Below are 15,087 nucleotides of genomic sequence, written 5' to 3'. Positions count from 1 at the left end.
AAGGCAGGGCGTTCATACGTCCTGCTTTTTGCTTTTGACTATTTAAGATAAAGTTAAGAAATCCGGCTTATTCTCCTTAAGGTTTGCGCGGTACAATAAATCCCGTAAAGCAGTTTTAACGAAATAACCAAGAAGGTTGCTTTATTTCGTTAAACAGCGTAAGACCAAGAAGAGATGAAAGAGGCTGGGCCGGATTATGACACAAGCTGAAGAACAATTGTTCCAACACATATATAGCACATACCGGATTCCGCTGCATCGCTATTTGGCTAAGCGTACCGGGGATGATAGCGAAGCGGCCGATTTGGCGCAGGAAACATTCGTGCGCATGTACGAGAAACGCGTGCAGCCGGAAACTGCCAAAGCTTGGCTGTTCAAAACGGGCTATCATCTGTTTATCGATCAGTGGCGGAAAAAGCGCAGAACGCCGCAAGTGCCGCTCGAATCGATTCCGGATATGCCGGTCGTCGGCGGATCGCCGGAAGTAGTAGCGGTCGGTGCGGAGCTTCGTTCGGAAATCAGCCAAGCGCTGAGCAAGCTGAAAGCCAGAGACCGGCAGGTGCTGCTGATGCTGCTTAACCGGGGGCTGACATATAAGGAAATAGCCGATCATTTCGGAGTTACCGAGAACGCGATCAAGACGCTCGTGCATCGGGCCCGGAAACGGATGAGAGAGCTTATGGAAGCTTGATATGGAGCTTATTCGAATCATGAACCGTAAAAAATAAGGAAGAACCGGAGGCTGCTGCTCCCGGTTCTTCTTTGCTTTTTGCTTAAGAGTTGATGAAGGCAGTGCGGCTCTGCTGCACGTATTGAACGTCGAAACCGAGTCCTTCGGCCATTAGGCGAAGCGGAATATAGGTTTTCATCTCGCCGTTGCTGTCATGGGCGTGGGGAGCGGCGGTTTCGATCTGCTTCGCGGTACCATTCACGGAGATCGTTGTGGAGTCGAGAGTAAGCGCCACGCTGCTTCCGTTGTAACGGACGGTTGCGGTTTTCGTTTCGTCATTCCAGTCCACAGTGGCTCCGAGAGCTTCCGAATATTCACGAAGCGGTACGAACGTGCTGTCTCCGATCAGCGCCGGCAGATGCGGTGTAGCAATCGTCCGGCCGCCGACCACGACCGTAATCGGGTCGGTTTTCGCCAGATCGTCGCGATAGTCGCCCCAGATCGACTTGGCGAACAGCTCGGCGATTTTCTCATAGCCGGACTGGTTCGGATGAATATCTTTCTCGGCAATATGCGTAAACGTTCCTTCGCTGCCGACAAACGCTGCGGCCACCGGTACGGCGGTAACCTTGAAATTGTTTTTGGTAAACGACTGTTCGATCTGCTTCAGCGTAGCGGTAAACAGGTCCTTGAGCTTCTGCGCTTTTGCATATTCCGCCTTCATGAAGGCAGGTACGGGCGAATATTGGTCCGCGATGTACACCCGAACGTTTTTATTGATGGTGAATATGTTTTGCAGGGTAGAGGTCACATTATCGGTATAGGTTTTCATCCAGGTTGCCGCGAATGCATCCAGATCGGCATCATTCATGTTCTGCAGATCGGTTATGATTTTCGAGCCGATGTCGTTGCCGCCAATCGTAATTGTGATGAGCGTCGCCGCGGCGATGTCCGCTTTGATTTTGGCCGTATCGCTGACAACCTGATCGGCGCGGGGGTCGGGCAGCGAAGGCTGGAGGTCGGATCCTTTTATTTTTTTCCCGTCGGCAACGGCTTGCAGCATCGTCTTCAGTCCGGCGCTCGTCAGTCCGCCGATCCCGTAGTTGGCTGCGGTTGCGCGTCCATGCAGAAGAGCTTGTTCGTACACCCGGTCGGAGTAGCCGTATGGAATGGAATCGACCGTCATGCCGGGCTCGAAACCGATAGCGATCGAATCGCCGAACACGACATACCGTTCGGGAGCGGCGGATGCGGCTGAGACGCTCGAGGCGAGACAGGCGAAAACGAGAAAACAGGCGAGCCAAAGCGAGAATAGGCGTTTCATGAAGAAGGGTCCCTCCCAAGTTTTAAGCTTTAGATGTATATATTCGCCTTCGCCAAACCCGGCACCTGCGGACCTTATCTGGAAAATCGTGTTTTTTGCGGCGGTTCCCCGAAACGGGACAGTATCCGGGGTTTATGCTATAATTTGTATCATAGCCAAAAATAGCTGTTTGGCCGGGAGCTGCGAGGATCGGTGCCGCTTGAACCTGATTTCGTTAAGAGGTGACGTTTTGTTGAACAACAGGCAAGCCTTGTTATGGAGCCTCATCCTGGTGGTGCTGCTCTTGCTCATGTTTACCCCGCTCGTCATGGTGGCGATCAGTCTTGCCATGATTCCGACGGTGTTTTTGTTCGTCAAATTGGATACGAAACGATTTGTTGTTTATTATGTATTGTCGCTGCTGGCCGTTTATGTCGTAACTGCCATATTCGGCGCGGGTATTCTAGGTACGGTCGCCTCGATTGTGTCTTTGTCGCTGTTAATACCGAGTATCGTGATGGGGATCTTCTACAAAAAAAGATCGTCGGCGCGCTCGGTGCTGACGGGCGGCACGATTGCTTTTTTGACGCAATTGCTTGTGTTCCTGATTCTGCTTACGACGTTCGGGGTTCACGTAACCGATGAAATGCGCCAATTCGTGCGCAGCAGTCTGGATACGATGCCGGGAGAGCTGAAGCAGATGCTGCCGCAAAATATGATCGATCTCATCATCGATATGATGATAAGGCTGCTGCCGCTTTATTTGATCGGCATATCCTTGTATTTTAGCGTGATTACCCACTGGCTTGCCCGGAAGGCGCTAGTGCGCAGCGGAGAGATGATTCCTGCCTTACGTCCGGCGAAGGAATGGATGCTGCCGAAGTCGTTTGTGTGGTACTACTTGATTGCGCTCATTCTCGGTTTCATATTCACGGGAACCAGCGATACGATGATCGACATGATCCTGCTGAACGTGATGCCGATTCTGATGGTTGCTTTCGCTGTTCAGGCGCTCGCCTTCTTTTTCTTTCTCGGCGATGCGAAGGGGTGGTCCCGGTCGGTGCCGGTCGTCATTGCCGTCGTGCTGGCGCCGCTCATGGTGCTTCTGCCGTTTCTCATGCAGCTGCTCACTTTGCTAGGCTTGTTCGACGTCGCCTTCCCGATTCGGGCCCGAATGAAGAAATCATAGACGTTTAGGAGCGGAGGACGTATGCCGAAGTATTTGTTGAATCGCTGGCATGGACTTCATATTTACTGGTCGTCAATCGTTATCCTGCTGCTGTCGATTGCGCTTTTTTTCTATGAATGGATTCTCGGCGTCTTGGGCCTCATTACCGGGGGCGTACTGGCGTATTACACGCTGGCGGCGGAGCGGGCGTTTCGCAAAGGGCTGAATCAGTATGTCGGAACGCTGTCGCACCGGATCAAAAAAGCGGGCAACGAAGTTTTTAACGAGCTGCCGATCGGCATTATTTTGTACGATGAGGAACGGACGATCGAATGGCATAACGGGTTTGTCGGCAAAATGACGGGCCGCGATTCGCTGATCGGCGAACCGCTGCACGAAATGCTGCCGGGCCTAAAGGGCAAGGATGACAAGGATTGCAGGCTTGACCTTACCGTCGGCAAAAACATTTTCCAAGTGCAGGTCAAGGCGGAGCACCGGCTGCTGTATTTTCAGGACGTAACGGAGCATAGGGTGCTTGCCAAAAAGTACGAGGAAGAGAAAATCGCCATCGGCGTCGTCATGCTGGACAATCTGGACGAAGCGACGCAAGGGATGGACGATCAGAGCCGAAGCGTCATGCTGGCGAAGGTGACCAGCGAATTGACCGGATGGGCCCAGAAAAACGGCGTTTACTTGCGCCGGACGGCGTCGGATCGATTCCTCATCTTCATGAATAACAGATCGCTCCGGCAGCTGGAGCAAGCCCGGTTCGAAATATTGGACGACGTCCGCGACCTGACGATCGAGTACAAGCTGCCGATGACGCTCAGTATCGGTGTAGGGGCCAGCGCCGACAGCTTGATCGAGCTCGGGCAGCTCGCGCAAACGAGTCTCGATATGGCGCTCGGGCGCGGCGGCGACCAGGCGGCGGTCAAGGTCGGGCAGCGGCTCTCTTTCTACGGCGGGCGCTCGAATGCGGTGGAGAAGCGAACGCGCGTAAGAGCAAGGGTCATCTCCCACGCGCTCAGGGACCTGATCCGGGACAGCGACAAGGTCATCATTATGGGCCACCGCATTCCCGATATGGATTCCATAGGAGCAGCCATAGGCGTTCTGAAAGCGGTCCAGGTCAGCCAGAAGGAAGGATATATCGTTCTCGAGGGGATGAACCCGTCCATCCTGAAGCTGATGGAAGCGATCAAGGAAGACGAGAAGCTGTACAAATGGTTCGTAACGCCGGAGCAGGCGATGCAGATTACAACGCCGCGAAGCCTCGCTGTCGTCGTCGACACGCACAAGGCGTCGATGGTGGCGGAGCCGAAGCTGCTCCAGCAGACGCACCGGATTATGGTGATCGATCATCATCGCCGCGGCGAAGAGTTTCTCAGCGAAGCGACGCTCGTTTATATGGAGCCGTACGCCTCGTCTACGTGCGAGCTTGTGACCGAGCTGCTGCAATATTTTCACGACCGGCTATCGATGGATGTGCTCGAAGCGACGTCGCTGCTGGCCGGTATTGTCGTCGATACGAAGAGCTTCTCGCTGCGCACGGGGGCTCGAACGTTCGAGGCGGCTTCGTTTCTGCGGCGCAACGGCGCGGACTCCGCGTTAATTCAGCGGATGCTGAAGGAAGATTTGGAGCAGTACATCCGCAAAGCGGAGATCATTAAACATGCAGAAATTATATATGAGCATATCGCGGTGGCGACTACTGCCACAGGGCGTAAATATCCCCAGTTGCTCATTGCGCAGGTTGCCGATACACTGATCAACATGACCGATATTATGGCTTCGTTCGTGGTCAGCGAGCGAACCGACGGCTTGATTGGTATCAGCGCCAGGTCGCTGGGTCAGATCAACGTTCAAGTTATCATGGAACGGCTCGGCGGAGGCGGCCATTTAACCAATGCGGCTACACAGCTCAGCTGTACGGTAGAAGAGGCGCTAGCCAGGCTGAAGCAGGTTTTGAAGCAAGTTAATGAAGAGGAGGGGCTATTCGAATGAAGGTTATTTTTCTGAAAGATGTTAAGGGCCAAGGGAAAAAAGGGGAAGTCAAAGAAATGGCGGAAGGTTACGTCCGCAACTTTTTGCTGCCGAAAGGACTCGCTGCGATTGCGTCGGACGGGAACGTCAAACAGCTTGAGCATCAGAAGCTGTCCGAGGATAAGCGCAAGGAGAAGGAAAAGGCCGACGCGCAGGCGCTCGCGGAGAAGCTGAAGGAAATGGTCGTTACGATCAAATCGAAGGCAGGCGAGGGAGGCCGGCTGTTCGGCTCGATTACGAGCAAGCAAATCGCCGAGGAACTCGAGAAAAAAGGAATTCATCTCGACAAGCGCAAAATCGAGATGAACGACGTGATTCGTTCGCTCGGAACAACGATCGTTAAGGTGAAGCTGTATCCGGAAGTAACGGCCGAGCTTCGCGTCCAAGTGTCGGAATGAGCCAGGCAAGCGAAAGAAGGAGTAAGACATGAACGGGGAACAGTTGCTCGAAAATCGCATACCGCCGCAAAATTTGGAAGCGGAGCAAGCGGTTCTCGGAGCGATCCTGCTGGACAGCGATGCTCTGATCACAGTCATGGAACGGATCGGCAGCGACGATTTTTACCGCACTTCTCATCAGCATATATTCGGCTCGATGCTGGAGCTTGCGCAGCAGAACGAGCCGATCGACCTCATTACGCTGACCGCCAGGTTGCAGGACAATCAGCAGCTCGAAGGGGTCGGCGGGGTCACCTATTTGAGCCAGTTGGCGAACAGTGTGCCTACGGCGGCCAACGTCGACTACTACGCGCAGATCGTCGAGGAGAAATCGATGCTGCGCCGCTTGATCCGTACGGCGACGCAAATCGTCTCCAGCGGTTATGCGGGCGAGGACGACGTCAGCAGTTTGCTCGGCGATGCCGAGAAGCGCATTCTGGAAATTTCGCAGCGCCAGTCGGGAAGCGGATTTATTTCGATTCGCGACGTGCTGATGGAAGTATTCGAGAAAGTCGAATTTCTATACAATCACAAGGGCGGGAATAGCGGTATCCCGTCCGGCTTCCCCGATCTCGACCGGATGACGTCCGGCTTCCAGCGTTCGGACCTCATCATTGTGGCCGCGCGGCCGTCTGTAGGGAAGACGGCGTTCTCGCTTAATATTGCGCAAAACGTCGGAGTCCGGGCGAAAGAAACGGTCGCCATCTTCAGTCTCGAGATGGGCGCCGCTCAGCTCGTCCAGCGGATGATCTGTGCGGAGGCCAACGTCGATGCGACGCGGATGCGGACCGGCCAGCTCGAGGGCGATGATTGGGAGAAGCTGACGATGGCGATCGGAACGTTGTCCGAAGCGAATATTTATATCGACGATTCTCCGTCGGTGACCGTCGCCGATATTCGTGCAAAATGCCGGAGGCTGAAGCAGGAAAAGTCTCTCGGCATGATCCTCATCGATTATTTGCAGCTTATTCAGGGCCGGGGCAAAGCCGGCGAGAATCGGCAGCAGGAAGTATCGGAAATATCGCGGACGCTCAAGCAGATCGCGCGTGAGCTGAATGTGCCGGTCATCGCCCTTTCGCAGCTCAGCCGTGGCGTTGAGCAGCGGCAGGATAAGCGGCCGATGATGTCCGACTTGCGGGAATCCGGCTCGATCGAGCAGGACGCCGACATCGTCGCGTTTCTGTATCGGGACGATTACTACGACAAAGAGTCGGAAAAGAAAAACATTATCGAGATTATTATCGCCAAGCAGCGGAACGGCCCTGTCGGAACCGTGGAGCTGGCGTTTCTGAAAAATTACAATAAATTCGTTAGTCTCGATCGCACCCATCAAGAGGTGGCAGCCGGGGCGGGTTGATCGTGCGACCCGCTTCGTTTTTCTTTTTAATTGGAGTTTCACTTCCTGGGGTTATAGTATATTGTCTATTTTCCGAACAATAGGCCCTCACTGAGTGGAATTGTTCGTTTATTCGTTGACTTTGCACAAGGTGACTGATAAACTGAAAATGCCGCCTTGGATACGAGGCGGTGAACTCAGTGTGCCGATTTTCACACTTTAACTGGAGGTTTTGCGCATGTCTAGCGTTGTTGTTGTCGGTTCCCAATGGGGCGATGAAGGAAAAGGCAAGATTACCGACTTTTTGGCGGAATCCGCCGAGGTCGTTGCGCGATATCAGGGCGGAAACAACGCCGGGCATACGATTTTGATCCAGGATAAGAAATATAAGCTGCATTTGATTCCATCCGGAATTTTCTATAAGAACAAAATTTGCGTTATCGGCAACGGCATGGTCATTAATCCGGCTGCCTTGATCGAAGAGATCAACTACATCCACGAGAACGGCTTTACGACGGACAATCTCAAAATCAGCGACCGCGCTCATCTGATTATGCCGTACCACCTGCTGCTGGACGGCCTGGACGAAGACCGCAAGGGAGCGAACAAGATCGGTACGACCCGCAAAGGGATCGGTCCTTGCTACATGGATAAGGCTGCCCGTAACGGCATCCGGATCGCCGATCTGATGGACGCCGAAGAATTCGAGCGCAAGGTCCGTCACCTCGTCGCCGAGAAAAATACGCTGATCGAGCAAGTATACGGCGGCAAAGGGCTGAATGCCGACTCGATTTTGAAAGAATATTTGGAATATGCCGAAGTGCTGCGTCCATACGTAACGGATACGTCCGTCGTACTGAACGATGCGATCGACAACGGCAGACGCGTTCTGTTCGAAGGCGCCCAAGGCGTCATGCTCGACATCGATCAAGGCACTTATCCGTTCGTTACATCGTCGAACCCGACTGCGGGCGGCGTATGTATCGGTTCCGGCGTAGGACCGACGAAGATTCATCAAATTATCGGCGTTGCCAAGGCGTACACAACGCGTGTAGGCGACGGTCCGTTCCCGACCGAGCTGAACAATGAGACCGGCGACTGGATTCGCGAGAAGGGCAACGAATACGGTACGACGACAGGCCGTCCGCGCCGCGTAGGCTGGTTCGATAGCGTTGTGCTCCGTCATGCAAGACGCGTAAGCGGGATTACCGGCTTGTCGCTCAACTCGATCGACGTATTGTCCGGGCTGGAAACGGTCAAAATCTGCACCCATTACGAGTATCGCGGCGAAAAGATCGACTACTACCCGGCAAGCCTGAAAATGCTGTCCGAGTGCGTAGCCATCTACGAAGAGCTGCCGGGCTGGTCGGAAGACATCTCCGGTGCCAAGTCGCTCGAGGATCTCCCGGAGGCGGCCAGACATTATGTAGAGCGCGTCTCTCAGCTGTCCGGCATTCCAATCGCGATCTTCTCCGTTGGACGCAACCGCGATCAAACGAATATCGTGCGCCCGATCTACTCCTGATCGCACGTCACATAGCCTTAGGAAAGCCGTCATGCCGGTCGTTTGCGCCGGACAGGGCGGCTTTTTCGCGTTTAGGATGTCCGGCAATCGAGCATATTTAAAGTTTCAAGCGAGCCGTTTTCGTCAATACTGGTGCTATCGAACTTTAAAGCTTCGCAAGATGAGGCGACAAAGGTGGGAGACATCATGAAATGGATCGGCTGGCTTTTGAAAACGATCGTAACCGGAATCATCGTGGCAGGCTTGACGGCCGCCGCCACTTTGTATGTGCTAAACGCTTACGTGCAGGAGATGCTGAAGCCGTATGAGGCGATATTGCCAACCAAACCCATTGCTTTTTCAGAATTTGTAGCAAAATTGTGGTCCGGGTCGAATAAGGTAAGTGGAGGGGGTAATCCGCAAGCGGGGAAGGAGAGGACGCCTCAGCCAGATACGAACAAACCGGTAACGCAGCCGCAGCAGGACGACGCTGTAGCGGTCTGGTCGCAGACGGGAAATTCGGATGCCCGCGAAAAGGAAAAAGTGGTGATGAGCGCCGAGCAGTTTCAGGCGAAGCGGGAAAAGCTTTCGGAGCAAGACAAAACGAGCGTGTTTACCCTGCTCATTTCCAAACTGCCGGAAGAGGAGCTTCAGCTTATTTCGACGAAGCTGGAGGATGGGCTTACCGCCTCGGAGCTGAAGGAAATCGAGAAGATCGTGGAACAGTACTTGCAGCCGCAAGAGCTCGCAAAATTGATGGAGATTGTGAACAAATACTAGACTTTCTTCGACATTTTAATAGGGATAGCGGTCCAACTGTTTGCAGATGCCGCCTTTTTCACGATCCTCTCACTTGGCTTTGCCGCAGAAAAGTTGAAACAAGTAGACAGACTGTGGTAAAGTAGAAACGTTGGTGTCGGCTTTTGCTGCCGAATGTTGCCAACTTTCGTAAAAACCAACGTAAGAGGAGACGCTCATGGACTCATACAAGAGTAAAGGTTGGGCGAAGACAGCGTTTGAATCGGTCAAGCGTTTGTGTTCCAAAACCCAATATATAAGCTTGTTTGATAGAATCAAGAAAAGACGGCCTCTACATCGTACGGAATCGCTGCTGCGCACGTATCGGCTTCGGCTATTGCAAGGCGTAGGCGCCTTGGGGCTTCTGGCCTCCATTTCGATCGGCGGCAACGAATACGTACAGATGCATACATACGAAGTATACCATGTATATGTTGGCGATCAGCTCGCGGGAACGGTCAGCGATCCGAAAGTTGTGGAAGAGTACATCATAGGCAGAGTCAAGCAGCTGGAAGAGGATAATCCAAACGTACATATGGTGCTTAATACGGATGAGGTCGCCTACAAAGCTGAAAAGGCTTACAAAATACAAAGCGACGACCAAGGCACGCTTGGCAATCTGAACGAGCTGCTGAAGTCTCACGCGGTCGGCGTACAGCTGCTTGTCGACAACAAGCTGGTCGGTATCGTCAAGGATAAGGAAACGGCCGAAGTCGTTCTGAACCGGATCAAGGATAAATATGCGCCGCAGAAAAAAGAAGCGGGACGCGTATCCGTACTGTCGGCGCCTCCTGAGCCGCAGGTCGGTGAATCGGTACTACAGTCCGCCGATTTTATCGAGAAGATCGACATGAACATTACCGATATTAAGCCAGAGGAAGTTGCGGCTCCTGACGATCTGGTCCGGAAGCTGGAAACCGGCGATGTGGCGCCAAGCAAATATACGGTCGTCAAGGGAGACTGTGTCGGCTGTATCGCCAAAAAGCTGAACATTTCCAAACAGCTGATTTATGAGAAAAACCCATGGATTCAAGACGATAAAATCAAAGTAGGCGACGTGCTCGACGTGACGATGCTGAAGCCTGCCTTAACGGTAAGAACGGTCGAGAAGCTGGTTGAAAGCCAGGAAATCCAATATGAGACGATCTACGAGAAGGACGATACGATGCGCGCCGGCGAAACGAAGACGATCAAGCCGGGCAAAAACGGCTCGAAGAAGGTAACGTTCCTCGTAACGAAGGCGAATGGTTATATGGTGGAGGAGGAGCTCGTTGGCGAAGAAGTGGTCGAGCAGCCGACTCCCGAATATGCGAAGAAGGGCACCAAGGTCATTCTCGGCGAAGGTACGGGCAAGTTTATCTGGCCTGTAGTTGGAGCGAAGCTGTCGGACTACTTCGGCATGCGTTGGGGCAAAATGCATAAAGGCGTCGATATTACCGGCAACCGCAACATTATGGTCGCCGACAATGGCATCGTAACCTATACGGGCGATAAAGGCGACGGATACGGCAATAAAGTCGTCGTCGATCACAAGAACGGTTATGTGACTGTGTACGGCCACTTGAGCAAGATTGAAACAACCAAAGGCAAAGTCCTCGAAAAGGGCGAGAAAATCGGTATTATGGGCAGCACCGGCGATTCGACCGGCGTGCACCTGCATTTCGAAATTCAGCGTAACGGCGTACCCGAAAATCCGCTTAAATTTTTATCTCAATAATAAGGCCTTATTTCTGCGTCATCCAACAGGTGCGGAGCCGAACTTGATTCGGCTTTGCGCCTTTTTTGTTTATATTTTCGGGGCTCCCCGCAAAGTATCTGGAATAAGCTTCGGAGCCTAGGCTTCACTTTGTGGGGTTTTTTTGGGATATTATTGTATTACCCGAAAGCATGCGATTTTGAAACGCCATGTATGGTAAAATAAAGGGAAGTGAAAAGTAGAATCTCCCATAGAGGACGGTGAAGGCGAATGTACGGCAAAATACTGGTCGTGGACGACGAGCAACCGATCGCGGAAATATTGAAATTCAACCTGGAGAAGGAAGGATACCAGGTCATATGCGCATTCGACGGCGGTAAGGCGGTAGAGCTCGCCTTCTCCGAAGATCCGGATCTCATTCTGCTCGATATTATGCTGCCGGTCAAGGACGGCATGGATGTATGCCGGGAAGTGCGCGCGAAGAAGGATACGCCGATCATTATGCTGACGGCCAAAGACTCCGAGGTGGATAAGGTGCTCGGACTTGAGCTGGGCGCCGACGATTATGTGACGAAGCCTTTCGGCACGAGAGAGCTGCTTGCCCGGGTGAAAGCCCATCTGCGCAGGCAGAACAAGGCGAATCAGGTAAGCCAAGAGGCAGTGGAGCCGGCGGGGCTGCGCATGCACAGGCTGACGATCGATACGGATATGTATTTGGTATACAAGGACGGACAGACGCTTGATCTGACGCACCGGGAGTTTGAGCTGGTTTATTATATGGCTAGAAACAGCGGCCGGGTCATGACGCGCGAACATCTGTTGCAAGCGGTGTGGGGCTTCGAATACTTAGGCGACGTCCGGACGGTCGATGTGACGATCCGCCGGCTGCGGGAGAAGATCGAGGACGATCCGAGCCGTCCGGAGTACATCATGACACGCCGCGGGCTAGGCTATACGATGCGCAACCCGAAGGCGGGAGGCGCTTAATTTGAAAGGAATGCGTTTTTTCCAGTCGGTCCAGAGCAAGATCATTATCATTTACGTGCTGCTGATCTTGATGGCGATGCAGCTCATCGGTGTGTACTTCGTGCGTACGATGGAGCGCTCGTTCATCGATAACTTCACGTCTTCGCTCAATACGCAGGCCGATCTGCTGGCCGGCTTCTCCAAGCGGTATTTGACCGAGGGGCAGGATGCCGGTCCTTCTGCGGAAGCGAAAAAGTCCAACGCGGAGCTGAACGAAATCGTCAAGCTGTTCAACATCAGCGATGCGGAAATCCAGATTATCGACGCGAACGGGATCGTGCTGACGACCTCGGTGTCGAGCAAGGCTTCGCTCATCGGGCAGAAGTCGACGCAGGCGGAAGTCGTTTCGGCGCTGCAAGGGATCAAGGATATCGAATCGGTCATGGTCGACAGCGACGGTCATCGGCGCAAGGTGGTAGCTCAGCCCGTCAGCGAAGGAGCGAAGGTGCTCGGTGCCGTCTATATTGTGGCTTCGATGGAATCGCTGTACGGAACGATGAACCGGATCAACAAAATCTTTTTGTCCGGTACGGGAATCGCGCTTGCTTTTACCGTGCTGCTTGGCATCGTCCTTGCGCATACGATTACGAACCCGATCAAGGAAATTACGAGACAAGCTTCGGCGATGGCGGACGGCAATTTCAGTCAGCAAGTTTCGGTCAAAGGGCCGGACGAAATCGGACAGCTTGGCAATGCGTTCAATCATATGACGAACCGGCTGAAGGAAGCTTTATCGCTTAACGAGGAAGAGCGCGAGAAGCTTTCGTCTGTGCTGGCCAACATCAACGACGGCGTTATCGCGACGAACGATCAAGGGACGGTTATTCTCGCCAATCGCAAGGCGAAGCAAATGCTGCAGCCCGCCAGCGACGATATGACGGACCGGAGTATATGGGACGTGCTCGGGCTGGAAGAGGGGCATATCGGACAATACGTGCAAGGGGAGCATCAAATCGCAACAATCGAGATTCCGAACGAGGAAGAGGGGGATTTCGTAACGCTGCGAGTCGTCTTTACCCCGATACATCGCAGGGGGATCGGCATTACCGGAACGATCGCGATGCTGCAGGATATTACGGAGCAGGAGCAGCTGGAGAACGCACGGCGGGAGTTTGTTGCAAACGTATCGCATGAGCTGAGGACCCCGCTTACAACGATCAAAAGCTATCTGGAGGCGCTGGACGATGGCGCTCTCGAGGACCGGGCATTGTCGCACCGGTTCGTAGGGGTTATGCGCAACGAATCAGAGCGGATGATCCGGCTTGTTAACGACCTGCTTCACCTGTCCCGGCTCGATTCGCGCAAGGGGCTTGTGAGCAAGGTGCCGACGAATGTGCTCGACATGCTGGAAGAGGTGGCGGACCGGTTCTCATTCCAGCTCGATCAGAAGGAAATCTCGATTCAGATCGAAGTGGCGCACGACATTAACGAAATTATGCTCGACCGGGATCAGATCGATCAAGTGCTGGACAATCTCGTATCAAATGCGATCAAATATACCCCGGAAGGGGGGGCGATTACGATCCGCGCAAGCCGTACCAACAAGGACTGGCTGGAGATTTCCGTACAGGATAACGGGATCGGTATTCCGAAAAAAGATTTGGCGCGTATCTTCGACCGGTTCTACCGCGTAGATAAGGCGCGTTCGCGAAATATGGGGGGGACCGGACTCGGCTTATCCATTGCCCGGGAAATAGTAAAAGCGCATGGCGGAACGATCTCGCTCGATTCCGAGCTGAATCAGGGAACGCGCGTTTCGTTCGCGCTGCCGATCCCGCCACTGGAAGGTGAAGCGGTATGATCGAGAAATCGAAGACGGTCATCCTCGCTTTTCTCGTCCTCGCCAGCCTGCTGCAAAGCTATATGCTGCTGTTCAGCTCGCCGCGTCCGGCGCCGACGAACCAGGCCGAATACGTGCAGACCGATCCGATCGGAACGCAAACGACGGCGGCCGAGCTTATTTTTCCCGAGCTGATCGTGCTGCATACGGGCAAGACGACGCATACGGCGGTGTACCCGAACCATCTGCATTATAAAGAAATTATGAAGATGCTGAAGGGTCGGACATTCGATAACTTCAGACGCATATCAACGCTTCAACCGAATGTAGACTGGGAGGAAGTTCGCAGCAAAATGGCTGGCGTCGAAGTCCGCTTTCAGCGGGGCGGCGTTCCGTTCAGCATTCTGAAAACGGTGTTCCAATTGCGAGGCGATGTTCCGCTCGATACGGAGGGCGTTAGCCGCATATGGATCTATGTCAACCGCGACGCCGAAGAGGTGCGGACCTTTTTCCAAACCGACTACAACCTATATGAAGCGAGAGCCGATCTGAACAACAAAAATATTGAGCAAATGGTCGGATTCGGCGAACTGCTCGTGAGCTATCACTACAAGGACGACTTTTACTTGCCGGATCTGCCGCTCGAAGTGCCGAGGTATAAGATCGCGATCAACGAAATGCCGGTCGACCAGCTCCAGAAGACGTTGTTCGTGGACCCGCGCAATACGCGCAACTTCCGCAACAAGGACGGTTCGGACACGTACTACACCGACGGCAAACGAGGGCTCCAGGTAAAGCCCGACCAGCAGTGGATGAGCTATACCGACCCGATTCCAGTCGTAGACGCACGTAACGATGTAAGGGAAAATCTGAACGCGGCCGTACAGTTCATCAACCAGCACGGCGGGTGGAACGGCAGCTTTATGACGAAGGCGATTACGCCGTCCCAGCTCATTGGGCGCCAGCAGTTTACGTTCCGGCAGTATTACGACTCGTTCCCGATCATCGGCGATGGCAGCGAAAGCTTCGGGCTCATCCGGATCGTTCTGCAAAACAGGGTCGTGGCGAGTTATGAACGGTCGCTTGCGATGCTGGACAACTCGAGGGTCACTCGTTCGCTTGTTACGATCGAAGGAGGCAAGGCGCTGGACGATATGGTGAACGCCTTTGTGCGCAAAAATCTGATCGTGGCGATTACGCCTGCATATCAGCCGGTTCTGCGGGATAAGACGATGGAGCTGAATCCGGTATGGGCGGTGGAGCTGCGCGACGGAACGTACGAATATTTGAAATGATGCTGTAGGACGAGGAACGGGGGCTGGCGGC

General features: G+C 53.6%; 12 protein-coding genes. 11 read left to right on the top strand and 1 reads right to left on the bottom strand.

The window, feature by feature from the left end; translation table 11 throughout:
• Nucleotides 1-196 precede the first annotated feature (196 nt).
• Nucleotides 197-691, top strand: a complete 495-nt coding sequence (locus D7M11_RS06605; RefSeq protein WP_120746359.1) for an RNA polymerase sigma factor — start codon at nt 197-199, stop codon at nt 689-691.
• An 82-nt stretch (nt 692-773) separates the two neighbouring features.
• On the opposite strand, the gene D7M11_RS06600 is transcribed toward D7M11_RS06605, so the two are convergent.
• Entirely contained in the window at nt 774-1,994 is a 1,221-nt protein-coding gene (locus D7M11_RS06600) for an SGNH/GDSL hydrolase family protein (RefSeq protein ID WP_120746358.1), read from the bottom strand.
• A gap of 232 nt (nt 1,995-2,226) precedes the next feature.
• Between D7M11_RS06600 and D7M11_RS06595 the strand changes: the two genes are divergently transcribed.
• From D7M11_RS06595 to D7M11_RS06550, 10 genes are all read left to right on the top strand, one after another.
• Nucleotides 2,227-3,162 (top strand): DUF2232 domain-containing protein, encoded by a 936-nt coding sequence (locus D7M11_RS06595; RefSeq protein WP_158606486.1) that lies wholly within the window; start codon nt 2,227-2,229, stop codon nt 3,160-3,162.
• A 21-nt stretch (nt 3,163-3,183) separates the two neighbouring features.
• On the top strand, nt 3,184-5,145 hold the full coding sequence (locus tag D7M11_RS06590) for a DHH family phosphoesterase (protein ID WP_120746356.1): 1,962 nt from the start codon (nt 3,184-3,186) through the stop codon (nt 5,143-5,145).
• Complete coding sequence (rplI, locus tag D7M11_RS06585; protein ID WP_120746355.1) at nt 5,142-5,582, top strand: 50S ribosomal protein L9; 441 nt, start codon at nt 5,142-5,144, stop codon at nt 5,580-5,582. Before D7M11_RS06590 ends, rplI begins: the two co-directional genes overlap by 4 nt.
• Nucleotides 5,583-5,610: 28 nt before the next feature.
• Nucleotides 5,611-6,978, top strand: a complete 1,368-nt coding sequence (gene dnaB, locus D7M11_RS06580; RefSeq protein ID WP_120746354.1) for a replicative DNA helicase — start codon at nt 5,611-5,613, stop codon at nt 6,976-6,978.
• Between the two features lie 217 nt (nt 6,979-7,195).
• Nucleotides 7,196-8,482 carry an adenylosuccinate synthase gene (locus D7M11_RS06575; protein ID WP_120746353.1) on the top strand — a complete coding sequence of 429 codons (1,287 nt, stop codon included), beginning with the start codon at nt 7,196-7,198 and terminating at the stop codon, nt 8,480-8,482.
• Nucleotides 8,483-8,668: 186 nt separating this feature from the next.
• On the top strand, nt 8,669-9,241 hold the full coding sequence (locus D7M11_RS06570; RefSeq protein ID WP_120746352.1) for a hypothetical protein: 573 nt from the start codon (nt 8,669-8,671) through the stop codon (nt 9,239-9,241).
• Between the two features lie 280 nt (nt 9,242-9,521).
• Entirely contained in the window at nt 9,522-10,976 is a 1,455-nt protein-coding gene (locus tag D7M11_RS06565) for a peptidoglycan DD-metalloendopeptidase family protein (RefSeq protein WP_205127035.1), read from the top strand.
• A 249-nt stretch (nt 10,977-11,225) separates the two neighbouring features.
• Nucleotides 11,226-11,942, top strand: coding sequence for a response regulator YycF (gene yycF, locus D7M11_RS06560; RefSeq protein WP_120746350.1), 717 nt, complete (start codon nt 11,226-11,228; stop codon nt 11,940-11,942).
• Between the two features lies 1 nt (nt 11,943).
• Nucleotides 11,944-13,782, top strand: coding sequence for a cell wall metabolism sensor histidine kinase WalK (walK, locus tag D7M11_RS06555; protein ID WP_120746349.1), 1,839 nt, complete (start codon nt 11,944-11,946; stop codon nt 13,780-13,782).
• The gene (locus D7M11_RS06550) at nt 13,779-15,056 is read left to right on the top strand and encodes a YycH family regulatory protein (RefSeq protein ID WP_120746348.1); all 1,278 of its coding nucleotides are present in this window, start codon (nt 13,779-13,781) and stop codon (nt 15,054-15,056) included. Before walK ends, D7M11_RS06550 begins: the two co-directional genes overlap by 4 nt.
• Nucleotides 15,057-15,087: the final 31 nt, after the last annotated feature.

This window comes from Paenibacillus ginsengarvi, assembly GCF_003626695.1.
In the GTDB taxonomy this organism is placed as follows: Bacteria; Bacillota; Bacilli; order Paenibacillales; family NBRC-103111; genus Paenibacillus_AB; species Paenibacillus_AB ginsengarvi.
Note: the sequence above shows the minus strand (reverse complement) of the source record. Positions and strands in the feature narration are given on the sequence as shown.